The sequence below is a fragment of the Shewanella sp. 30m-14 genome (assembly GCF_052977125.1).
The window spans coordinates 1-22,098 of the sequence record NZ_JBRILW010000036.1; the positions used below are offsets into that span (position 1 = coordinate 1).

Genomic DNA, 22,098 nt, shown 5'->3' on the forward strand with positions numbered 1-22,098 from the left:
TAGAGCTGTAAAGTCAGTATTTTTAAAGTTATCCATAACCACAAATGAAGAGAATACGATGAATGCAATTAGATCATGTTTTTACTTAGATTGGTATTAAGCTGCGAAACTCCTGATATTCATAGCTGAAAGCCTTCGATAGAGGGGGGGGGGAGGCTCATAAAATATTTTAAGGCTTGTATGAACCGCTATCTTCCTATCTATAAGTTTGAGTTATTCAGAACTGCTAATATACGATGTGACCTGCTAAGCATCCCTTTGCTCTTTTCTAGTTGTATGTCCTGTTTCGGAGGCAATCTCTATCCAGATGAGTATAAGAAGGCTTTTCACAATAATCGGTGCGCGAGTAGAAAAACCTGCCATTGTTTTAAAGCTTAAGGTGAACCACTAGACTGGCTCGGTAGCTATAATAACTGCAGCTCATTTATAGTAATCTGGGGAGTGAAATTTAAGTCTCACTAATTTTTCTTGATTGTAAGCGTAGAGGTTGCCTATATTGTGCTGAGCTTATAATACCAGCGAGCAGTGTTGTGAGTGCTGTTTATTGAGCTATTTCAGTCGGCAAAGTGATCAAAACACCTGCTGAGCGCTCGAAAAACCTGCAGGCGGTAGTTATTAGCAAAAAAGTACTTTACCTTTTACTCAACATTAAGCAAAATTAGTGTCCTGAACAGGGGTGTAGCTCCAATTGGTAGAGCGCCGGTCTCCAAAACCGGATGTTGTGAGTTCGAATCTCCCCACCCCTGCCAAATTAGAGAAAGCCGAGCATTAGCTCGGCTTTTTTGCATCTGCGGTTTATCGTTTCAGTTATAGCGCTTTTTTGTGTTATTTAAGGCTCTGGATGTTACTAGGTTTTGCTTTTGTCTGAAAAATCCACACTTGATGGGCTTTAAATAAAAAAAGCTTTACCTTTCGGGGCAGATTACGCATAATCCGTTTCGTCAACAGGGGTGTAGCTCCAATTGGTAGAGCGCCGGTCTCCAAAACCGGATGTTGTGAGTTCGAGTCTCCCCACCCCTGCCAAATTAGAAAAAGCCGAGCACTAGCTCGGCTTTTTCGCATCTGCTATTTGCGATAGTGTTTGCTTTTCGTTTTGCTCTATTGCTTCACTGAATGCCACTCATCGATTTTGTAGATAGCTTATTAGTCTTAATAGTAAAAGCATCTAGCTCAGTGCTACATTGTTTCTGTGCACTCGTCTAAACTGTGTTACCTATTAGAGGACTAACTGCTATGCTAGCCACTCTAACGTTATTATCCCCCTTTGAGTGAGTCATGATGGAAAAGAGTGCTTACCTAGATGCCATGAGCATTACTCGCTGGAAAAAAGCGATTCCCCAAACTGATATAGCTATTGTCTTAGTGAATCCTTTACGGATTAAAGATGTCGATAGCCCAATCATCTGTACCGTACTAGGTTTACTCGGAATCAATATGGATCATTGCCGTTTTGCTGTTAGAGCTGAACCAGGAGCTAAGGTGATTTGGGATATGCGTGGTAAGCAGACAGTTGTTAACAACAGCACTTTATTTTCAGCCCCCATTAATGAACTTGAGAATAACCCTGAAGCTAAAAAGACGTTGTGGCTTAATATACAGTCTTTTATGGCTCAAAAGGATACGTAGTGGAACTTACACTGCTAAACGATGAAATGTCTGCTCAGATGGCTGCTATAGCGGTTAAAGCGCATAGCCACCCAATGAGTGAGTCAACGATAAAAAGTTGTTTCGGTAATTTGTATCACTGCATTGGGTTATTGGATGGTGATGAGCTTTGTGGCTTTGCTATCTTGCATCAGATTTTTGAAGATGCGACCTTAATGGATATCTGTGTTGAACCCAGACTGCAGGGCAAAGGTTACGGTAAAATGCTGTTAAAGGCTGTAATCGTTGAGGCTAAAGATAAAGGGGCTGAGGTATTACTGTTAGAGGTTCGTCAGTCTGCGATTGCTGCAAGAGAACTTTATGAGAAAGTTGGCTTTAAGGAAACCGGTATTCGTAAAGGTTACTATAAATCGGATACTGGCACTGAAGATGCGGTATTGATGCAGCTAAGTTTTTAAACGCCTTGTAGCCAATAAAAATAGCGCCTAATTAGGCGCTATTTTTGTCTTAACTTATGCTATCGAGCGCGAGGTAAATTTACTTAACTTCTTTACCTTGAGCCTGAAGATCTGCATGGTAACTTGAACGTACCAATGGACCACAAGCTGCGTGAGTAAAGCCAATGCTTTCAGCAAGCTCTTTTAGCTCATCAAATTCCGCAGGTGATACATAGCGCTCAACTGGCAGGTGGAATTTAGAAGGTTGTAGATATTGACCTAAAGTCAGCATCTCAACATTATGAGCTCGCAGATCATGCAGTACTTGTGCAATCTCTTCGTTACTCTCACCAAGACCCATCATCAGACCTGATTTTGTCGGAATATTGGGGTGGCGGTCTTTAAATTTCTTCAATAAATCGAGTGACCATTGATAATTAGCACCAGGTCGCGCTTTACGATAATGCATAGGCGCAGTTTCCAAATTGTGGTTAAACACATCTGGTGGCTCAGTCGCCAAGATCTCAAGCGCTGCATCAATACGACCGCGGAAATCGGGTACTAAGGTTTCGATTTTAATTTGCGGATTTAATAAACGGATCTCACGGATACAGTCAGCAAAATGCTGTGCACCACCATCACGCAGATCATCACGGTCTACAGAGGTAATAACGACATACTTAAGCTTCATATCTTTGATCGTTTGTGCAAGCTTCTTAGGCTCTTCAGCATCAGGCTTTAGTGGACGACCATGAGCAACATCGCAAAACGGGCAGCGACGGGTACAGATAGCACCCAAAATCATAAATGTTGCGGTGCCATGGTTAAAGCACTCTGATAGGTTAGGGCATGAAGCCTCTTCACAAACAGAGTGGAGACCATTTTTACGCAGTGCTTGCTTGATCTCGGTAATACGCTGATTTGAAGCGGGTAGCTTTACTCGCAGCCAGTCAGGTTTTCTTAGCATGGTGTCACGTTCAGATGGCACCACTTTAACAGGGATGCGTGAAACCTTGTCTGCGTCTCTAAGTTTAACGCCAGGTTGTAATCTTTCAGGCCTATTCATATGACTCTGGTAATCCTTGGTGGTGAACTAGCTTATCTAAACCGAGTTCTTGGCTGAGGGTTTCAATCAGTTGCAGACCTGCCTCTTCGACAGTTTGTGGTCCACCGAGCTGTTTGCACTGGATCATTTCCATGCCAGCGTAACCGCAGGGGTTAATGCGCTGAAATGGAGACATGTCCATATCGACATTGAGGGCGAGTCCATGGAAAGAGCATCCTTTACGGATCCTAAGACCGAGTGATGCGATCTTACGTTCTTCAACATAAACACCAGGCGCATCAGCTTTTGCATAAGCTTCAATCTGATAGCGCACAAGCATGTTGACGATACTCTGTTCAATGTGAGTGACAAGCTGACGTACACCGACTTTGAGGCGTTTAATATCGAGAAGAGGGTAGACGACAAGTTGCCCCGGGCCGTGATAGGTTACTTGGCCACCTCGATCAACCTGAATAACAGGAATATCACCAGGATTTAGGATGTGCTCACTCTTGCCTGCTTGGCCTTGTGTGAATACTGGCGTATGTTCAACAATCCAGATCTCATCTTGACTGTTCTCATCGCGATTATCGGTATAGTGTTGCATCGCGTGCCACACTGATTCGTAATCTTGTTTACCGAGATGACGAATATGCAAAGCGTTATCGTACAAGGGCAACCTCTCCCCTCAAATATTTGTGCGGGCTATTATACGCTTCAAAATGATAAATGTAATACGGATCACATTTATCATTTATGATTAATATTTATAGTACGCGTTTAACGCCCTCAATCGCAGCAAGTTCGGTGTAAAGTTTCTCTATCTGCTCTTTACTTGTAACGGTTATACGTATGGTGACCGAATTGTAAGTGCCTTTGCTCGACGCTTTTGTTGTTGGCGTATAGTCATCTGGTGCCAAACTTTGGGCGACTGCTACGACACGATCAGCTAGCGTATCGCTTGCATCTCCAACAATTTTAAATGGAAAAGAAGCTGGGAATTCCATTAATTCATCAAATTTAGTATCTAACATTTTTCACTCTCATAGATTGCAATAACCATAATATGGTGACGATTATACCTAATACCAAGCTAAATAAATATTTGATCATTCTTGCTGACTCAAATTCGAATCGCAGTGTAATGAATTTTTAAATGAGAAGAATGAGTTAACGGTTATTCATTGCTTAATATGGCAACTTTAATTTAGTCATTATTGGGTCAATGACTAATTGGTTAGTATGGTTCAAGTTCACAAGGTTTGTTTGGCTATCAAATGCAAGAAGCCACCTTGCGGTGGCTTCTTTTTTGTATACAGTATGGTCTAGCTAAACCAACCTGCAAACATCTGCTTGAAGTAATCCATTAATTGGCTAAACCAGCTGCCTTCATTCACTTCTTGTAGCGTGACAAGTGGGAACTGAGCGATATCTTTTCCATTTAATTGGAAGTAGATACGACCGACAGTCTCGCCTTTTGCTATAGGGGCGTTAAGCTCTTTTGTGAGTTCAAAGTTAGCTTGTAAATTTTTAGCTTGGCCGCGACTAATGGTAATAGGGGTATCAGTGACAACACCTAGGTCAATCGTTTCACGGTCGCCATACCAGATTTTTTGGGTAACGAAAGTATCGCCAGCTTTGTATGGTGTAACAGTTTCAAAGAAACGGAAACCATAGTTAAGTAGCTTCTTACTTTCTGCCTTACGTGCGGCTTCACTCTTGGTGCCTAATACAACAGAGATAAGACGCATACCGTCTTTAGTTGCTGAGGTTACCAGGTTAAAACCTGCACCAGAAGTGTGGCCTGTTTTAATACCGTCAACGCTTAAGCTCTTATCCCATAACAAACCGTTACGGTTGTATTGCTTAATACCGTTGTAGGTAAATGATTTCTCTTTATAGACTGCGTACTCTTCTGGTACATCGCGAATAATTGCGGCGCCAAGAATAGCCATGTCATAAGCGGTACTTTTATGGTTGTCAGAGTCTAAACCATGGCTATTTTCAAAGTAGCTATCTTGCATTCCTAGCTGTTTAGCCCATGAGTTCATTAAGTCGACAAAGCCATCTTCAGTACCAGCAATATGTTCAGCCATTGCTACGCACGCATCGTTACCCGATTGGATAATAATGCCTTTGTTTAGATCTTCAACAGAAACTGTTTTACCGACTTCGATAAACATTTTAGAAGAGTCGGGGAAGTTTTTTGACCATGCTTTTTTACTAATGGTTACTTCATCAGTGGGGGCAATGTTACCGACTTTGATCTCATGACCGATCACATAACTTGTCATCATCTTGGTCAAGCTAGCTGGGTTTAAGCTTTCGTAAGCGTTTTCTTCAGCAATGATTTGTCCGGTGTTGTAGTCCATTAGCACGTAAGCTTTAGCTGCCACTGTTGGTGCATTTGGGGTAACGACTGGCGCTGCTTGTGCTGATAATGCGGCGACAGAGGTCGCGAACAAAAGCGTTTTTAAAGGTTTGTTCAGTAAATTCATATTAATAATGCACGTCTTAATAGTTTAGGTATGAAGAAAGTGTAATTCCAACGAGTATAACATTAGTCGACAATGGAATTCAGCCTAGGTTCATTAATCTTGGTTCATTCAGTAAGCAGGTAACTTTGAGGGTAACCCTCTTGCTTGAGCTTTTCTGTTAGCTTGTCAGCTAGTTGCTGCTGACCGATTGGGCCTAATTGCAAACGATACAAGTTATTTACGCTTTGAATGCGGCTCTTGACTTGATATTTTTGCTCTAGGCTATTGGCTAGATGACCTAAGCGTTCTTTGTTTGATGATGCTACAACCTGAATATAGTGAAGTTCAGTGCCTTTTAGCTCGGCAAGTGCACTCGATTCAGGATTGGCAATATAGATAACTTCTAGGCTTACATTTGCGGTACCGGTTTTTAGCATGTCGAGCCGGTGGGCAGCAGCATAAGATAGATCGATAACTCTATCTGCATGAAATGGCCCTCTGTCGTTGACTCGTACAATAACCGTTTTATCATTTTTAAGGTTGGTGACCTTAACGTAGCTAGGTAGTGGTAAGGTTTTATGGGCTGCAGACATCGAATACATGTCGTAGGTTTCACCGTTTGATGTGAGGTGCCCATGAAACTTAGCGCCGTACCAAGATGCAATTCCTTTTTCCGCGTAGCCAGCACCTGAGTCCATGACCTGATAACTCTTACCTAATACCGTGTAGTTCTTTTTGTTTCCCCCACGGCTATATGGCTCATATTTAGGGTGAGCATCTTCAACCTTGGTGACATCAGGAGCTGATGTTGGCGCTTTATCGTCATCAAGTTCATAGCGACCACCGCTCGAACACGCAGCTAATGTGGCGGTTAAGAATAAAATGGCAAGGGTATTATTGCGCGACATAAGCTTTGTTTAATTCCTGACTAAATTGGTAAACCGCCATAGCGTACAAAGGGCTGCGGTTATAACGGGTAATAACATAAAAGTTTTTGAGACCTAACCAATACTCATCGTGGTCGGCTTGTTCAAGCTTTACCACTAATGCTGGTTGTGACACATCAATATCCATTGATTCAGCCAGTGCAACGTTCGGTGATAGTATGTCAGCAACGTTATACTGCATTTTCTCACCAGACCACGTTTTCACTGTATCAGGTAAGTCTTTATTCAACGTTAATTGCAGTGTTACCGGCTGGTTTTTCTGCCAACCATGTTGATGGAAGTAGTTAGCTACACTACCAATAGCATCGGTAGTGCTATTTAATAGATCGCGGCTACCATCATTATCAAAATCCACTGCGTAATGGCGGTAGCTAGACGGGATAAACTGACCAAAGCCCATAGCACCAGCATAGGAGCCTTTCAGGCTATTAATATCTAAATTTTCCTCTTTTACCAGTGACTGCAGGTTGGCAAATTCACTACGGAAGAATGTTGCTCTCGGCGGATAATGGAAACCTAAGGTGTAGAGGGCGTCTTTAACAGGATAATTGCCCATGTAGCCACCGTAAAAGGTTTCAATGCCAATAATTGCGACGATGATTTGTGGATCAACATTAAACTCTTTTGAGGCTTTAGCGATAGTGTCAGCATGTTCTTGCCAGAAGGCTAACCCAGCTTCTAGACGTTTTTCTGTGAGAAATATAGGGTAGTACTGATGCCAAGGCTTAGCTTCCCATGGCTTGGTCATCGCGTCGATAACCGCTTGGTTATATTCGGCGTTGGCAATGAACGCTGCTGTTTCTTTGCTATCGAAACCTTTATCGCTTTGGGTTTTAATAAACTCAGTTTTAAGCGCTTTGACGTCTGAGTCAGAATCTGCCGCAGCTGAGCATGAAAAGAGAGTCAATGCTAAAGGTGCAAGAATGCGTTTTAAAAGCGTCATTTATGAGGCAATCCTTAATAGTCGATAGGCATAGTGATTAGGTCACTCGAATACGTCACAATGCCATCGAAGGTTAAATCTATATAAAGAGTGAGGCTTTATCAAATAGCGTCTTAAGGCTATCTGTCGATAAAACGTCTGTGAGTGTGAATACTCATTAAGATGCCAAATCCTGTCATCAATGTCAGCATCGAGGTACCACCATAACTGATTAGAGGCAGAGGAACACCTACAACAGGTAAAAGACCTGAAACCATACCAATATTCACAAAAATATAGACGAAGAATGTTAAGGTTATACTGCCAGCTAATAAGCGAGCAAAACTGGTTTGTGCGCGAGAGGCGATAACTAAGCCTCGGCCTATTACATAAAGATATAGTGCCAGCAGAATTAACGCGCCGATAAGCCCAAATTCTTCTCCAATAACCGCAAAAATAAAGTCAGTATGCCGTTCAGGCAAAAACTCTAGTTGCGATTGAGTGCCTTGAAGCCAGCCTTTGCCCCACAATCCGCCAGAGCCGATGGCAATTTTAGATTGGATAATATGGTAGCCTGCACCTAATGGATCTTTTTCTGGATCAAGCAAGGTCAATACGCGGGTACGCTGGTAGTCATGCATCAAGAAAAACCACAGCACGGGTAGCATCGCCAATACACTGCCGATAAAGCCACCAACAATACGCCAACTCATACCGGATAGAAACAGTACAAAGATGCCTGAAGCGGCAACAAGGATAGAGGTACCTAAATCTGGCTGCTTAGCGATGAGTAATGTGGGGACAAGTAACAGTATTCCAGCACCAGCAAGGTAGCGTTTCTTGGGGGGGAGTGGGAACTTACTGATATACCAAGCCATGGTAATAGGGAAGGCGAGCTTAATAAGTTCAGATGGTTGAAACTCCATAAAGCCTAAGTTTAACCAGCGCTGAGCACCTTTATTGATCTCACCAAAAAAGTGCACTCCAATCAGTAAGATGATCCCAGTAATATAAATGGGGAACGCCCAACGCCTAAGCACTTCAGGGTTAATCTGCGCCACAGTAAACATCACTAATAGCGATAGCCCCATACGGAACAGTTGGCGATCCATTAGCGCTAAGTCTTCACCGCCGGCAGAATAAATAACAACAAGTCCGAAAGCCATGAGTGCCAGCAGGCCTAACAGCAATGGCAAGTCTATGTGTAAGCGCTGCCATATGTTTGGTCGGCTATTGTGTGCACTCATTCTGTTTTATCCCATGAATCTCTTAACAAATACTCGTCGAGTAAAGCGCGAGCTACTGGCCCAGCGTTAACGCCACCCCAACCCGCGTTTTCAAGTACTACAGCGAGAACAATTTTAGGGTTTTCGTACGGGGCGTAAGCAATAATTAAAGCATTGTCACGTAGACGTTCATCAATGTTTTCCGCATCGTATTCTTCATCTTGCGCAACACTAAATACCTGTGCGGTACCCGTTTTCATCGCCGCGGTGTAGCGTGCGTCGGTAAAGCGAGACTTATGCGCTGTATCACGCATGGCTTCATTAATGATGTCCCAGTTTTTAGGGTTCGATAGTACGATAGGCGGTAGCTCATCGGGCGGCGTGTCGATTTTAGCGGTTTGATCTTGAATCGACTTAAGCATGTGTGGCACAAAACGGCGGCCATTGTTGGCTAAAATAGCGGTAGCATTGGCAAGCTGCAGCGGCGTTGTTGTCCAGTAGCCCTGACCAATACCAACAGAGATGGTATCGCCGATATACCAAGGTTGGTTATAGCGTAAACGCTTCCAATCTTTAGACGGCATGTTACCGGCGGACTCTTCAAAAATATCAACGCCGGTACGTTCACCAAATCCAAAGGGTTGCATAAAGTTGGCGATAGCATCAACGCCTGTTTTATAGGCAAGATCATAAAAATAGGTGTCACAAGAGCTAACAATGGCGCTGTTAACATCAACCCAGCCATGACCCCAGCGTTTCCAGTCACGGTATTTACGTTCAACACCTGGGATCTGCCAAAAACCAGGGTCCCAAATACGCGTTTTTTGGGTAACGGTTTTATTTTCTAAGCCTAATAACGCCAAGTGTGGCTTAACGGTGGATGCAGGGGCGTATTGACCCTGAGTCGCACGGTTGATAAGTGGGCGTGACTTAGAATTGAGTAATTCGCTATACGCCTTACTACTAATGCCATGCACAAATTGGTTAGGATCATAAGTTGGGCTAGAGATTAGCGCTAAAATACCACCATCTCGTGGATCGATTGCAACAATAGAGCCACGTCGACCATTAAGTAGCTCCATGGCTTTTTGTTGAAGCTTTAAATCTAAGGTCAGGTGGATATCTTGCCCGGGCGTTGGCGGCTCAGATTTTAAAATACGAATGGTACGACCGCGGTTGTTAACCTCTTCTTCGAGGTGACCTGGCTTACCTAACAACATACTTTCGTAAAACTTTTCGATACCTTGCTTACCGATATCTTTTGTTGCCGCATAGTTTGCCCACAAGTTATTACGGATAAGCGAGTCTTGATCTCGGCTATTGATTTTGCCGACATAGCCTAATGCGTGAGTCATTAAACCATTGTACGGGTAGTGGCGCTTGAGGCCCGCGTCAACAGAAATGCCCGGAAAACGGTGCTGATTCACACTGAATTTTGCAACTTGTTCTTCGGTCAGTTTGTTCTTAATTGTCAGAGGCTTAAAACGACGGTGATACTTAAGTGCATCGATTACGTTTTCTTTTTCATCTGCCGACAAGTCGATAACGAGGCTGAGCTCATCTAAGGTCTCACTGACATTTTTAACCTTTTCTGGCACCATCTCTAATGAGAAAAAAGGTTGGTTTTCGGCGAGTAATTGGCCGTGACGATCGTAGATTAAGCCACGACTAGGCGCGACAGGGACGACACGAATACGATTGTCATTAGAGCGAGTTTCGTAATCTTTAAAGGAGGTGATTTGCAGGTTGTAGAGGTTAACCAGCAACAAGCTCAGCAGGATAAATACAGATAAGAACGTAAACAGGGCGCGACTTTTAAATAGCGACGCCTCGGCCGCATGGTCGTTCATGGTTATGCGCTTTCTTGGTGACACTTACATTCTCTCCTGCTTAAAAAAGGGTGCCAAGCACATATCCTATTAAGGTCTGTTTAGTTTTATAGGGTGTCGATATTATTCTCTATGGTAAGGGTGATTATTGTTGATACTCCAGCCACGATATAGGCTTTCGGCAACAATCACTCGTACCAGAGGATGAGGTAGAGTTAAGGCTGATAAGCACCAGCTTTGCGCAGCGGCTTTTTTACACTCAGGTGATAAACCTTCTGGGCCTCCAATTAACAAGCTAACATCGCGACCATCAAGCAACCACTTGTTCATTTGCTCTGCTAATTGCGGTGTTGTGAGGTTTTTACCCGGTAAGTCCAAGCTGACGATATGATTCCCTTTCGGGATCGCCGCCAACATTAACTCGCCCTCTTTTTGGAGAATGCGAGCTATATCGGCATTTTTACCGCGTTTGCCAGCAGGGATCTCAATTAATTCAAGCGCCATATCTCGAGGAAAGCGGCGCTGATATTCTTTGAAACCTGTTTCGACCCAATCTGGCATGCGGGTCCCAACTGCGACTAACTGAATCTTCATTACTCAGGCTTTTCTGACCAAAGTTTTTCAAGCTGGTAGAAGTCACGAGTTTGATCTTGCATAACGTGCATAATCACATCGCCTAGGTCTACTAGAACCCACTCGCTGCTCTCACGACCTTCGACACCAAGAATGTGCAGACCGGCACGCTTTGACTCAACCACTAGATTTTCAGCGATTGCTTTAACGTGTGTTTTTGAGTTACCCGTACATACCACCATAAAATCGGCGATGTTTGATTTCTCAGATATGTCGATTACAACGATATCTTTTGCTTTAAGGTCTTCAACCTTATCGATTACAAATTGCTTTAACTCTGCGCTTTCCACGCTGGTACCCCATTAATTTTAAGACAGCGCGATAGTATAGCAGTATTTCAGATCCAGATTAATAGTTCTGTATAGAAATATCTGTGTTTGAATGCGGTTTAATGTTTATTAGCTGTAGGATCGGCTAGATAATGCCAATCAACATAAGAAAGAGATCTACATCTTTATACTAATTGGTATAAAGCTGATTACATCGAATGTAATCTTGAATCGAGACGGGTAGTGCTGCATTTGGCATCAGGCCCTGCATGAGTCGCTGACGTATTTGCGTTGAGGAGAAATCTTGTTCTGCTACATCAAGCATAAAAATTTTACCGAATTTTTGTGGCGTTGTTTGGGTGTTATCGCTAAGTCTGGGCTTTAAGATTGCCTGAATTGGGTCGTTAGTAGCAAGTTGCCAGCCGGGGCGCTTGCAAACGACTAAGTGGCATAGGTCTAACAGTTGTTGCCATTCATGCCAGTGAGTAAAGCTCAAAAATGAGTCCATGCCCATAATGAAGTAAAACTCATGCTCTGGGTGCATGTTGCTTAATTTAGCTAAAGTCATGGCTGAATAGGAAGGTGTATCGCGTTTCGCTTCAATATCACAAAGTTGAAATTGAGGTAGTTCATCACAAATAAGCTGCGCCATGGCGAGTCTATCGGCAGTGGAGACATGAGTGCCGGGTTTGTGCGGTGGAATATGGTTTGGCATAAGCCAAACCTCATCCAAATTAAGCTGGTTCTTTGCTTCGAGTGCAGGACGAATATGACCAAAATGGATAGGGTCGAAGGTGCCGCCTAAAATGCCAATTCTCATGCTCAAGACCTATATTAATCTAATGTTATATGGGCGAGTTTGGCGTGAGCTTTAGCATCGAAAAGTAGACTAATGTGACTCAATCCAGTCCAGTCTTCAATGCCTTGTTGTTTGAGCTTAAGTTCAATGGCTGAAGCGCCAGCAAGCAAGGTTTCTACATGATTCAATTCAAGACGGTTAAGTGCATTTTGATAAATGGGCTTACGTTTATCCCAAATGCGCAACTTGCTCCAAAGTCCCTGTAGAGGCTCGCGCTTATTCTGTGCTGTCTTTAGTTGTAACAATACGGCGAGCTCTTTAAATAACGACCATAGGATAATTGGCATCGCCACTCCCTCACTTTTAAGCTGTGAAAGAATATGTTGGGCTTTATCTTGTTGGTTGTTGAGCATGGCGTCAGTTAATTGAAATACGCTGAAGCGTGATTGATCTTCAAAGTATTGGCTTAGTTGGTCGCAATCAATCGGCTCATTAGGACTGAGCAGTTGCAGCAGTTGCAGTGCTTGGTCGGCGGCAAGCAAGTTACCTTCGTAAAGTGCAAAGAGCATTTCACGCGGGTCTCGTGCCAATGACAAGCCGTAATGCTGAATTCTTCCATCTAACCAACGTTGAAACTGTGCGCCCTCTGGCGTCGTGCAAGGTACGTAAATCCCTTTTGCATCAAGCACCTTAAACCATTTACTCTTGGTTTGTTCGCTCGCAAGCTTAGGGCCAGTTAAAATCAATAATACATCTGGATTATCCATCTGCATTAGCGATTGCAGCATAGTGCTGCCTTCAGCCCCTGGTTTTGCTTGTGGGAGGGTTAACTCAATAATACGACGGCTTGAAAACAAGCTCATCGCTTGCCATTGCTCAAAAAGCTCATTCCAACTAAACCCCGTTTCTTGGGTTAACTGGATCTTTTCTTCAAAGCCTTGACGTTTAGCTTCACTGTGCAGAGCTGCACGGCTTTGCTCACATAACCATGGATCGTCGCCAAAAATAAGGCAACATTGGGGTAATGGAGAAAGTTGGCGCGTTAACTGATCTGGATAGACCCGCATTAATTAACCTTTGTAGAAGCCAGAGTTTGAATAATTCTGTCAGCAGCTTGAACTCGCATCTCTTTGAGTAAGAGCTCCATTTCTCGGCTCTTTGCTAAAGCCGTACGCGGATCGTCAAGGTAGTCACGGTGGATAGCTACATCAAAGCGTTGAGATTCAGCACCTGGCATCTGTACGGCAAAACTTACCTGGTAGATAAGCTCATATTCAGCAACGTTACCCGTTGGGTAGATTGATAGCGTAGAGCGATCGAGTGAGTCACTGATAAGGCGAAGAACTGGAATGTCATTCGCGGGCTTAACTACAGCAATACTGTTTAAACGCAGGCGTTCACGTACTAGACGTGTTAGTTCACTGTATTCATCTTGACTGCTAAGGCTTAAGGTTTGTAGCTGCTCAGGGATAGAGTAGCTACCTTGTAATCTAAAGCCGCAACCGGCACTGAGCAAAATGCTCAGTGCCAAGGTTGCTAAAAGTATGCGTTTAATTAGCATAAGCTTTGTTTTGTCTTCCTTGGTTTTAGAAGGATTAGTTAGCCACGATATTGAGCAACTTGCCCGGTACGTAGATAACTTTACGAACAGTTTTACCTTCAGTGTGTTTAACCACACCTTCTTCGGCCATACCTGCCGCTTCAACTTCTTCTTTACTCGCATCAGCTGCAACAGTGATCTTAGCGCGCAGTTTACCGTTCACTTGAACGATGATTAGCTTGCTGTCTTCAACCAGTGCAGACTCGTCAACTTCTGGCCAAAGTACATCTTCAATCGCACCTTGGTTACCAAGATCGTTCCATAACACAAAACATGTGTGTGGAATGATTGGATAAAGTAAACGGATAACAGCGTTCAAGGCTTCTTGCATCAATGCCTTGTCTTGCTCTGTCTCAGTCGGCGCTTTTTGGAGACGGTTCATTAGCTCCATAACTGATGCAATTGCGGTGTTGAACATCTGACGACGCTCAATATCATCACCCACTTTTGCAATGGTCTTATGCAGTTCACGGCGTAGCTCTTTTTGAGCAGCGTTAAGTGACTTAACGTCAAGTTCTGCAGTTGGACCTGAAGTAATATGGTCGTGTGCAGTTTTCCACAAACGCTTAATAAAGCGATGTGCGCCTTCAACGCTCGACTCTTGCCATTCAAGTGTTAGCTCTGGTGGCGCTGCAAACATCATAAATAGACGAACCGTGTCAGCACCGTACTTATCAACCATCTCTTGCGGGTCGATACCGTTGTTTTTCGACTTAGACATCTTGCTCATACCGGTGTAAACCAGCTCGTTACCTTCGCTGTCTACGGCTTTAACGGTACGGCCTTTGTCGTCAGTTTCCTGCACAGTCACATCAGATGGAGCAACCCAAACGCGCGCGCCTTTCTCATTGTTATAGTAGTAAGCATCAGCGAGTACCATACCTTGAGTTAGCAGACGTTTAGCTGGCTCATCAGAGTTGACTAGACCTGCATCACGTAGCAATTTGTGGAAGAAGCGGAAATACAATAGGTGCATACAAGCATGCTCGATACCACCAATGTATTGGTCTACAGGTAACCAGTAGTTTGCCTTTGCAGGATCAAGCATTTCATCTGCATGGGGGCTACAGTAGCGTGCGTAGTACCAAGATGATTCCATAAAGGTATCAAAGGTATCAGTTTCACGGAACGCTTCTTGACCGTTAACCTGAGTCTTAGCCCACTCTTTATCTGATTTTATTGGGCTTTGGATGCCATCCATAACCACATCTTCAGGTAAAATCACTGGTAATTGATCTTCAGGTGTCGGAATAACCGTACCGTCAGCCAAAGTGACCATTGGAATTGGTGCACCCCAGTAACGTTGACGTGAAACACCCCAGTCGCGTAGACGGAAGTTCACTTGACGCTTACCTTTGCCTTCAGCTGTAAGCTTGGCATCGATTGCATCAAATGCTGCTTGGAAATCTAGACCGTCAAACTCAGCAGAGTTAAATAGTACGCCTTTTTCAGTATAAGCTTCTTCGCTGATATCGACTTCACCGTCAGCTGGCTTAACAACCGCTTCGATGTTTAGACCGTACTTTTTAGCAAACTCATAGTCACGCTGATCGTGGGCGGGTACAGACATCACTGCGCCAGTACCGTAGTTCATCAGTACAAAGTTACCAACCCATATAGGCACTTGTTTGCCAGTAATTGGGTGGATAGCATTTAGGCCTGTCGCAACACCTTTCTTTTCCATCGCTGCCATAGCAGCTTCGGTGGTATCGGCGTTTTTACACTCTTCAATAAACTCAGCTAGCGCTGGGTTATTGATAGCAGCTTGCTCTGCTAGTGGGTGCGCGGCTGCAATCGCAACATAAGTTACGCCCATCACTGTATCAGGACGCGTAGTATAGATATCAAAGCTCTGGTCACTATCAGCAACCTTGAACGTCATCTCGATACCTTCACTACGGCCAATCCAGTTACGCTGCATGGTCTTAACTTGTTCAGGCCACTCTTCTAGCGTATCAATATCGTTTAGCAGCTCTTCAGCGTACTCAGTGATTTTAATAAACCACTGCGGGATCTCTTTTTGCTCAACAGTGGTATCACAGCGCCAGCAGCAACCGTCGATAACCTGCTCATTGGCAAGCACGGTTTCATCGTTTGGACACCAGTTAACTGAAGCTGTCTTCTTGTATACCATGCCTTTTTCATAAAGCTTGGTGAAGAACCACTGTTCCCAGCGATAGTATTCAGGCGTACATGTAGCGATTTCACGTGACCAGTCATAGCCAAAACCTAGCATTTTAAGCTGGTTTTTCATGTAATCGATATTTTCGTAAGTCCAAGGCGCAGGCGCAGTGCTGTTTTTGATTGCCGCGTTTTCAGCGGGAAGACCAAAAGAGTCCCAACCGATAGGTTGAAGCACGTTTTTACCTTGCAGACGTTGGTAACGAGACACAACATCGCCTATGGTGTAGTTACGTACGTGACCCATGTGCAGTCGACCCGATGGGTACGGGAACATAGAAAGGCAATAGAACTTTTCTTTGTTTGCGTCTTCGGTAACTTCAAATGTTTTTGTGTCTTGCCAGTGCTGCTGCACTTTAGCTTCAATTTCTGAAGGAGTATATTGCTCTTGCATCAATCTATTTCCGGCTATGCCGCCTATTGTTTGATCTAGCGCTATTTCAGCGCGAGTGATATCGACATAGAATAAACTAGAAGTGCGTCATTAAAAAGGTTCGTTGAAGGAGTATTTACCATGAGTGAACAAAGTACTGAGTTACTTTCGCTATATAAGGCACTTATTGACCAATTGCAATCGCAATACAATGATGATAACTCATTGACTGTAAAGAGTTTGTATGCACAAATGCAAGCGTGTAAAGAATACTTGGCTATAAAACAGCAAGCGAAGCAAGAAGAGCTTGCTTTAGTCGAACAATTTTTAAAACGTGACATTGCGAGTTTCTTGCAGGAAAAAAATGCCACCGATTTAAGTCATAGCCCAACGGTTATCACAGTTGAGAGCACTTTATGGCACTGGTTGAGTAAGATCACCGACCGCAGTCAAGTAGAATGGTATGAGGTGGCACAGGACTTTAAACACCACGGTTATTACGAGAGCGGTGAGATCGTTTGCCAGGGGAAAATGGTATGTACTGCCTGTGGTCATGAATCAAAAATCGAATTCCCAGGTGTGCTTTCAGACTGTACCGAGTGCGATAATAACGAGTTTACTCGCGAGGCGTTGGCGCCTTAGTGGTTATTGTTAACTAAAGGGAGTCTTTAACGGCTCCCTTTAGATTCTCTTATTAATCTGGATATAGCTGACTTATTGAGTGTATGGCAAAGTGTAAAAGTCTTGCTTATGGTCCTTTGATAGTAACAGTGACAAAGATTGTGCTTTGCCATAAAGAAATCCCTGCTGGAAAATAATACCAATTTCTCCCAGTGTATCTCTATGGGATTCTTTACTTACACCTTCAGCAACGACACGGATATTGTTTTTATGGCAAAAGTTCACAACACTCATTAGAAAATCGTAGTTTTTTTTATGGTTGACGTTTTCTACTATACTCCTATCGATCTTAATATAATCAATTGGCAATATAAGCGTGTCATAGATACTGGCCTGACTACTACCAAACCTGTCAATCATAAAGCGATAGCCCATTTTTTTTAGTTTTTTAATCGCCTCATTAAGCGCTCCTCTAACATCAGCATTTAGTTTCGATTCGGCGATCTCTATAATAATATTTAGATTGTTAATCGATGCATGTTGTCGCCATATAGGGTGCTTAGCATACTTAATTATTGAGCCCGGGAGCATATTAATACTGTACGTATTACTTCTGAGGTAAACCCCTTTATCGTTATATTCCCTTATCGTTGTGAAAGAGAACTTTAATAGCTCAAAGCATATTTCATCATCTAGATACTTGATGCAATCTGGAGCTTGGTCATTAGCATTATTAATGCGACAAAGGCATTCAAGCGATGTCAGCCTTTTGTTGGTGATGTTTATTATGGGTTGGAATTTTATACTTATTGCTTTTTTTGAAATCATTTCAAAAAGATATTGCTTTGATAGTTTGCGTAATGTTGATAGTGAGAGTGTACTTTTAAGATATAGGTTTATGATCAAAAATAGCGAAAACCATAAAAGAATAAATGAGAACAAAGCCATCTTCAGCTCTGATGAATTCAAATATATTCCTCCGTCTTTTGAAAATTTGAAACTGTTGTTATTTGATAATGAAGCAAGCTTAAGTTCTTCTGATATACCTGAGTCTATGTCTACTGGAACGCTTGGTAAGTAGGTATTGAATAATCGGTTCTGCTTCATCCAGCGAGTTACGTAGCTACTTTTTAAACCAATTTTATAGGTGTTCTTGCTCTGTATTATGAGATTTAACTCTAATCCTAATTTGCTGTATTCGACGATAAAGTAGAAGGATTCGCTGACGCTACTTTGAGGCTTAGACACTGTTACGTCATAAACAGGCGGATAATTCCGTATCAAAATTTGTTCAATTGTTAGCGGTGGCGCAAGCTCATTCTGTTGTTTTTTTATATCAGCGACGGCACCGTTTATCATTCTATTAACTGTTGAAATCTCACGATAATTGGATACGATAACAACAGTGAGGGTAACAGTGGTAATGAAAATACTCGTTAATAAAGAAAGTATTAGCGATTTGTTTTTGATAGATCTATTTATGTATGTTTGGAAATTAGATGGGGTTTTCATAACTAGAGGTACCGGAATGTCATTGGTATTATTTAAACATAAATCTTGGGCTTTCTTGAGTGTGGGAAAATATTTTCCTGGGATAGTTTTTAAAGGTGGTAAATAAATTCCTATTTCTATGGAGGTAATGTAATTATGTTAACGTATTTATCAATATGAGAGTTTGACTTTATTTGTGTTGTTGTGATTATGTTTAATGTCTGTGTTTATGCGGGAGCGTTTTTTTATAACGCCATGCTTAAGTTTATGCGTAACTCAACGATGAGTTTATGCTGTAGCACCTTATTGTTAATGACGATAGGTTGTAGTTTGCAGGTTTATGCTGAAGATTCTACGGTACGTGTTGGGCTTGTTGGTTATAGTAGCGAAGGAGGTAAAGGCTCTGCTCTAGACCGGTTCATACTCGCACAGCTAGAGGAATCACTAACATATAAATTAGAAGTCACTCTATTTAAGAGTAAGCTTGATGCAACTCGAGCGCTTGCTTTAGGAACAATCGACTTAGTTCCTGATCTAGTTCCGAGTGGAGAAGATTATATTAACTTCAGTCTTCCATACTATGAGAAATCTGCTTATGTTTATAGCGATAAGCCAATTGCAAATCCAAACCAGCTAACGGGAAAACGGTTATTTGTTGAGAAAGGTAATCCGACAAAGGAGTTTCTAGAAGACTACTTAAGCTCTTATAAAGTGTCGGCCGATATTGTTGAATCGGACACTCTAGAGGTTTTACTTGGTACAGGTGTCAATGATGATGACGGTTTAATCGTCGCCTCTAGTAGTAAGTTGTTTCAGTTTGCCTCAGAGTACTATGCCCTTGAACTTGGTTTTTTAGGTGAAGTGGTTTTTGGTATTTCTCCTCTTAGACCGGAGCTAGAGCATGAGCTTAATCGACTGATTAAAACTGGTAAGTTGAAAGATGATCTTTTTAGGTACAGCAGCGAAATGCTTGCAGATCTTAAACAGGTTAGGGTGTTAAGCCAACTTACTGAAGTTTCACGCAAAGTTATTCAAGATGAGTTTTATGTATTGGTTGATAGTGATTACGCCCCGTATTCTTTTTGGAGCGATACTAATCAGCATCACTCTGGCTTGCTAGTAGAGATAGTGCACCAGTTAGGCCGTTATTTTCCCAATGGTTTAAACGTGATCGAACGTAAGGCTGACGAACAGAACTGGAATCTGATCATAGATAACTTTGATTCGAATATTGCAGATCTGGTTTTAGTGAGCGGCGAGAGAGTTAGGGAGTCTGGTTTATTTATTTCTCGACCTCTATTACCTCTTGATATATCACTTTTTAAGGATAAATCTAAGTCCTATGAAGAGCCTTTGCGCATTGGAGTCATTGAGTCCGATGTGGGTCATGAAATTGCTATCAACTTTATAGATAGTTATGAGGACTTTGGTTATAGCTTACATTTATTTGATAATGTAAGAGGATTAAAAGAAGCGTATAGCAAGGGGGCAATAGATGCGCTAATTCATAATTCGAAATTCAATAGTCTTTACTTCGGTGACTCGAATCGTATTTTAGCAAGAGATTATATCTATTTTGCCTCAAGTAATTATAAGTTGATAAATGCTATCGATGAGCTACTGCTCTTTAGCAACAATAGAGCTCAGCTTTCAGAAGAGTTAATACGAGAAACTGCAATTAATAGTAATCGGCTCGATACCAAACTTGTTGAGGAGAATAATCGATTAAAGCGGCAGATATACTTATATATGATTGTGATTTTTCTCACCTTATCAGTTAGTTATATTTTGTATCGATTCCATAAGAAAAGTAAGTTAAATGCGATTTATGATCCACTAACTCATGTAAGAAATCGAAGAAGTTTCTATGAACGTCAGAAGAGCATGGCTTTACAGCCTGCTATTTGCATTATTATAGATATTGATGACTTTAAAGCTATTAATGATAACCACGGTCATAAGGTTGGAGATGAGATTCTAATCTATTTTGCTCAGGAGTTAACTCGTAGCTTTACCAAAGGTTGTATTTTTCGCCTATCAGGTGATGAGTTTTTTATATATATAGCCAAAGAGTCATTTTGCGTAGCAGAAAAGCTAGAAGAATTACTAAAACGCTGCATGTTAGGGGTGCGTGGACACTCAAGATTGCCTAAATTTAGTTTTAGCGTAGGAGTCTACAATAAACCGGCTAGGAAAAGTGATTGGTACGAAAAGGCTGATATGGCGATGTATGTGTCTAAATCCTTGGGTAAAGGTAAAGTTAGTTACTTTGATAGTAAAGTGGCAGCAAGCTATATGCGCAATCAGTATATTGAGTCAAACATTGAGTTGGCAATTGACAATGATTTATTATCAATCGCCCTGCAACCTAAAGTTGATAATCACACTGGAAGAGTCGCTGGAGTAGAGGCGCTTGCGAGGTGGCATACTGAAGAGTATGGTTTTATTAGTCCTATTGAGTTTATTAGTGTCGCTGAGACATTGGGTATTATTGAAAAACTTGATCTTTATATAGCAAAACTAACTATCGCAGCCGTAAAAAAGCTCGAGTTGAAGAATAAGTTACCCGTTAACTTCCAGGCTAGTTTTAATTTTTCTTTAGATACAATTGCAGCTCCAGCTACTGTAAATATTCTACTCGATATTGTAAATACCTATAATGTCAGCCCGGGTTATCTTCAGATTGAAGTTACAGAAACTCAGCTTTTACATGAAAAGAACGACATTGCAGCTAGCTTAAACTTCCTCAAGAAATTAGGTTTTTCTATCGCTCTAGATGATTTCTCTACAGGGAACTCATCGATTCGGCACCTTGCATTATTGCCTTTTGACAGTGTTAAGCTAGACAAAGAACTTTTGTCGCTTAACGAAGAGTTCTGCGGTGATTGCTCCTCTTATTTTTCATCTGTTGTAGAGATGCTGCGCCAGTTTAAGCTTAAGATTGTTGCTGAAGGGGTTGAGACAAAGGAGGAGCAGGAATATATGAAGCAAAATGGTATCGATTTTACTCAGGGATATTACTATTTCAAGCCCATGCCACTGGATGAATTAGTGTTGTTATTTGAACGCGAAAAGAGATAAGCGTAATGTTCCATTTAAGGTCGGTTTACAGGGCCATCTATAATGAAGCTCGGCGCTTTTTATGTGGTTCAATTGGATTTAATTAGTGGAGTTTAGAAGCGGTAAGATAATGTCTATCTTACCGCTTCTACGTTGTAGTATGTAGTCAAAATTATTCATTAAAGTTTCTATTGAGTGAATAGTATCTTTCGGTCGGGTGGACCTTCGCTAGCTGCTTATTAAACTCAATCATTTCACCAACACAGATACTTAGCCAATGAGATAAATCTTCGGTTCCGGTAACAATCCTGCTAATCGATTTTTCTTAATAAAAAACTAAGGGGAAAGAGTTTTTTAATTGAAGGGTGATCCCTTTGTAGCCCAATTTTTTAACGGTTTTAGCTATGACATCACACTCTTCGTCTAGTTGAGTATTGTTGTATTCGAGTTGATTTTTCTCTATTCGATTCCCTTTGAAATAGCTTTTATGGTGTAACTTTGATTAATCATCGTACCTAATGCTTGTTAACGGTCATGATATTTAAGGTGGTAGCATGAAGTGGATAACCTTGGGTGCATATTA

Annotated in this window: 19 protein-coding genes and 2 tRNA genes; 6 read left to right on the forward strand and 15 right to left on the reverse strand. The window is 42.1% G+C overall.

Annotation, left to right across the window (positions count from 1 at the left end; genetic code table 11):
* Positions 1-672 precede the first annotated feature (672 nt).
* The 4 genes from ACVBIU_RS19155 (at position 673) to rimI (ending at position 2,063) form a co-directional block, all read left to right on the forward strand.
* Positions 673-749, forward strand: a tRNA-Trp gene (locus tag ACVBIU_RS19155).
* Positions 750-946: 197 nt separating this feature from the next.
* Positions 947-1,023: transfer RNA gene (locus ACVBIU_RS19160), tRNA-Trp, on the forward strand.
* Positions 1,024-1,275: 252 nt separating this feature from the next.
* Complete coding sequence (locus ACVBIU_RS19165) at positions 1,276-1,626, forward strand: hypothetical protein (RefSeq protein WP_447164542.1); 351 nt, start codon at positions 1,276-1,278, stop codon at positions 1,624-1,626.
* Positions 1,626-2,063, forward strand: a complete 438-nt coding sequence (gene rimI, locus ACVBIU_RS19170) for a ribosomal protein S18-alanine N-acetyltransferase (protein WP_439267649.1) — start codon at positions 1,626-1,628, stop codon at positions 2,061-2,063. The genes ACVBIU_RS19165 and rimI overlap by 1 nt, the downstream gene beginning before the upstream one ends.
* Before the next feature lie 79 nt (positions 2,064-2,142).
* Here the strand turns inward: rimI and lipA are convergent, their stop codons facing one another.
* The 14 genes from lipA to leuS form a co-directional block, all read right to left on the reverse strand.
* On the reverse strand, positions 2,143-3,108 hold the full coding sequence (gene lipA, locus ACVBIU_RS19175; RefSeq protein ID WP_447162489.1) for a lipoyl synthase: 966 nt from the start codon (positions 3,106-3,108) through the stop codon (positions 2,143-2,145).
* Positions 3,101-3,760, reverse strand: a complete 660-nt coding sequence (gene lipB / locus ACVBIU_RS19180) for a lipoyl(octanoyl) transferase LipB (protein WP_447162490.1) — start codon at positions 3,758-3,760, stop codon at positions 3,101-3,103. The genes lipA and lipB overlap by 8 nt, the downstream gene beginning before the upstream one ends.
* A gap of 94 nt (positions 3,761-3,854) precedes the next feature.
* The gene (gene ybeD / locus ACVBIU_RS19185; RefSeq protein WP_447162491.1) at positions 3,855-4,121 is read right to left on the reverse strand and encodes a DUF493 family protein YbeD; all 267 of its coding nucleotides are present in this window, start codon (positions 4,119-4,121) and stop codon (positions 3,855-3,857) included.
* Positions 4,122-4,412: 291 nt separating this feature from the next.
* Positions 4,413-5,585 (reverse strand): serine hydrolase, encoded by a 1,173-nt coding sequence (locus ACVBIU_RS19190; RefSeq protein ID WP_447162492.1) that lies wholly within the window; start codon positions 5,583-5,585, stop codon positions 4,413-4,415.
* A gap of 104 nt (positions 5,586-5,689) precedes the next feature.
* Positions 5,690-6,472: a septal ring lytic transglycosylase RlpA family protein gene (locus ACVBIU_RS19195; protein WP_447164543.1), complete on the reverse strand. Its 783-nt coding sequence runs from the start codon at positions 6,470-6,472 to the stop codon at positions 5,690-5,692.
* Complete coding sequence (gene mltB, locus ACVBIU_RS19200) at positions 6,459-7,454, reverse strand: lytic murein transglycosylase B (RefSeq protein WP_447162494.1); 996 nt, start codon at positions 7,452-7,454, stop codon at positions 6,459-6,461. Before mltB ends, ACVBIU_RS19195 begins: the two co-directional genes overlap by 14 nt.
* A 119-nt stretch (positions 7,455-7,573) precedes the next feature.
* Complete coding sequence (gene rodA, locus ACVBIU_RS19205; protein ID WP_447162495.1) at positions 7,574-8,680, reverse strand: rod shape-determining protein RodA; 1,107 nt, start codon at positions 8,678-8,680, stop codon at positions 7,574-7,576.
* A complete protein-coding gene (gene mrdA, locus ACVBIU_RS19210) occupies positions 8,677-10,533 on the reverse strand; it encodes a penicillin-binding protein 2 (protein WP_447164544.1) in 1,857 nt (618 codons plus the stop codon). The genes rodA and mrdA overlap by 4 nt, the downstream gene beginning before the upstream one ends.
* Before the next feature lie 78 nt (positions 10,534-10,611).
* Positions 10,612-11,082: a 23S rRNA (pseudouridine(1915)-N(3))-methyltransferase RlmH gene (gene rlmH / locus ACVBIU_RS19215; protein ID WP_447162497.1), complete on the reverse strand. Its 471-nt coding sequence runs from the start codon at positions 11,080-11,082 to the stop codon at positions 10,612-10,614.
* The gene (gene rsfS, locus ACVBIU_RS19220) at positions 11,082-11,411 is read right to left on the reverse strand and encodes a ribosome silencing factor (RefSeq protein ID WP_447162498.1); all 330 of its coding nucleotides are present in this window, start codon (positions 11,409-11,411) and stop codon (positions 11,082-11,084) included. The genes rlmH and rsfS overlap by 1 nt, the downstream gene beginning before the upstream one ends.
* Before the next feature lie 169 nt (positions 11,412-11,580).
* On the reverse strand, positions 11,581-12,210 hold the full coding sequence (nadD, locus tag ACVBIU_RS19225; RefSeq protein WP_447162499.1) for a nicotinate-nucleotide adenylyltransferase: 630 nt from the start codon (positions 12,208-12,210) through the stop codon (positions 11,581-11,583).
* 14 nt (positions 12,211-12,224) lie between these two features.
* Positions 12,225-13,256 carry a DNA polymerase III subunit delta gene (gene holA, locus ACVBIU_RS19230; RefSeq protein WP_447162500.1) on the reverse strand — a complete coding sequence of 344 codons (1,032 nt, stop codon included), beginning with the start codon at positions 13,254-13,256 and terminating at the stop codon, positions 12,225-12,227.
* Complete coding sequence (locus ACVBIU_RS19235; RefSeq protein WP_447162501.1) at positions 13,256-13,750, reverse strand: LPS-assembly lipoprotein LptE; 495 nt, start codon at positions 13,748-13,750, stop codon at positions 13,256-13,258. The genes holA and ACVBIU_RS19235 overlap by 1 nt, the downstream gene beginning before the upstream one ends.
* Before the next feature lie 34 nt (positions 13,751-13,784).
* The gene (gene leuS, locus ACVBIU_RS19240) at positions 13,785-16,364 is read right to left on the reverse strand and encodes a leucine--tRNA ligase (RefSeq protein ID WP_447162502.1); all 2,580 of its coding nucleotides are present in this window, start codon (positions 16,362-16,364) and stop codon (positions 13,785-13,787) included.
* A gap of 120 nt (positions 16,365-16,484) precedes the next feature.
* Here leuS and ACVBIU_RS19245 point away from each other — a divergent pair, with 120 nt between their 5' ends.
* Positions 16,485-16,985, forward strand: coding sequence for a zinc ribbon-containing protein (locus ACVBIU_RS19245; RefSeq protein ID WP_447164545.1), 501 nt, complete (start codon positions 16,485-16,487; stop codon positions 16,983-16,985).
* Positions 16,986-17,057: 72 nt separating this feature from the next.
* On the opposite strand, the gene ACVBIU_RS19250 is transcribed toward ACVBIU_RS19245, so the two are convergent.
* Positions 17,058-18,476: an EAL domain-containing protein gene (locus ACVBIU_RS19250; RefSeq protein ID WP_447164546.1), complete on the reverse strand. Its 1,419-nt coding sequence runs from the start codon at positions 18,474-18,476 to the stop codon at positions 17,058-17,060.
* A gap of 189 nt (positions 18,477-18,665) precedes the next feature.
* Here ACVBIU_RS19250 and ACVBIU_RS19255 point away from each other — a divergent pair, with 189 nt between their 5' ends.
* Positions 18,666-21,536, forward strand: a complete 2,871-nt coding sequence (locus ACVBIU_RS19255; RefSeq protein ID WP_447164551.1) for an EAL domain-containing protein — start codon at positions 18,666-18,668, stop codon at positions 21,534-21,536.
* The last annotated feature ends 562 nt before the right edge of the window (positions 21,537-22,098 follow it).

Bases quoted from the DNA above. Each gene is read 5' to 3' on its own strand.
- ACVBIU_RS19165 (WP_447164542.1), top strand. From the start codon at position 1,276: ATGATGGAAAAGAGTGCTTACCTAGATGCCATGAGCATTACTCGCTGG.
- lipA (WP_447162489.1), bottom strand. From the start codon at position 3,108: ATGAATAGGCCTGAAAGATTACAACCTGGCGTTAAACTTAGAGACGCA.
- ybeD (WP_447162491.1), bottom strand. From the start codon at position 4,121: ATGTTAGATACTAAATTTGATGAATTAATGGAATTCCCAGCTTCTTTT.
- ACVBIU_RS19190 (WP_447162492.1), bottom strand. From the start codon at position 5,585: ATGAATTTACTGAACAAACCTTTAAAAACGCTTTTGTTCGCGACCTCT.
- ACVBIU_RS19195 (WP_447164543.1), bottom strand. From the start codon at position 6,472: ATGTCGCGCAATAATACCCTTGCCATTTTATTCTTAACCGCCACATTA.
- mltB (WP_447162494.1), bottom strand. From the start codon at position 7,454: ATGACGCTTTTAAAACGCATTCTTGCACCTTTAGCATTGACTCTCTTT.
- rodA (WP_447162495.1), bottom strand. From the start codon at position 8,680: ATGAGTGCACACAATAGCCGACCAAACATATGGCAGCGCTTACACATA.
- rlmH (WP_447162497.1), bottom strand. From the start codon at position 11,082: ATGAAGATTCAGTTAGTCGCAGTTGGGACCCGCATGCCAGATTGGGTC.
- nadD (WP_447162499.1), bottom strand. From the start codon at position 12,210: ATGAGAATTGGCATTTTAGGCGGCACCTTCGACCCTATCCATTTTGGT.
- holA (WP_447162500.1), bottom strand. From the start codon at position 13,256: ATGCGGGTCTATCCAGATCAGTTAACGCGCCAACTTTCTCCATTACCC.
- ACVBIU_RS19235 (WP_447162501.1), bottom strand. From the start codon at position 13,750: ATGCTAATTAAACGCATACTTTTAGCAACCTTGGCACTGAGCATTTTG.
- leuS (WP_447162502.1), bottom strand. From the start codon at position 16,364: ATGCAAGAGCAATATACTCCTTCAGAAATTGAAGCTAAAGTGCAGCAG.
- ACVBIU_RS19245 (WP_447164545.1), top strand. From the start codon at position 16,485: ATGAGTGAACAAAGTACTGAGTTACTTTCGCTATATAAGGCACTTATT.
- ACVBIU_RS19250 (WP_447164546.1), bottom strand. From the start codon at position 18,476: ATGAAAACCCCATCTAATTTCCAAACATACATAAATAGATCTATCAAA.
- ACVBIU_RS19255 (WP_447164551.1), top strand. From the start codon at position 18,666: ATGTTTAATGTCTGTGTTTATGCGGGAGCGTTTTTTTATAACGCCATG.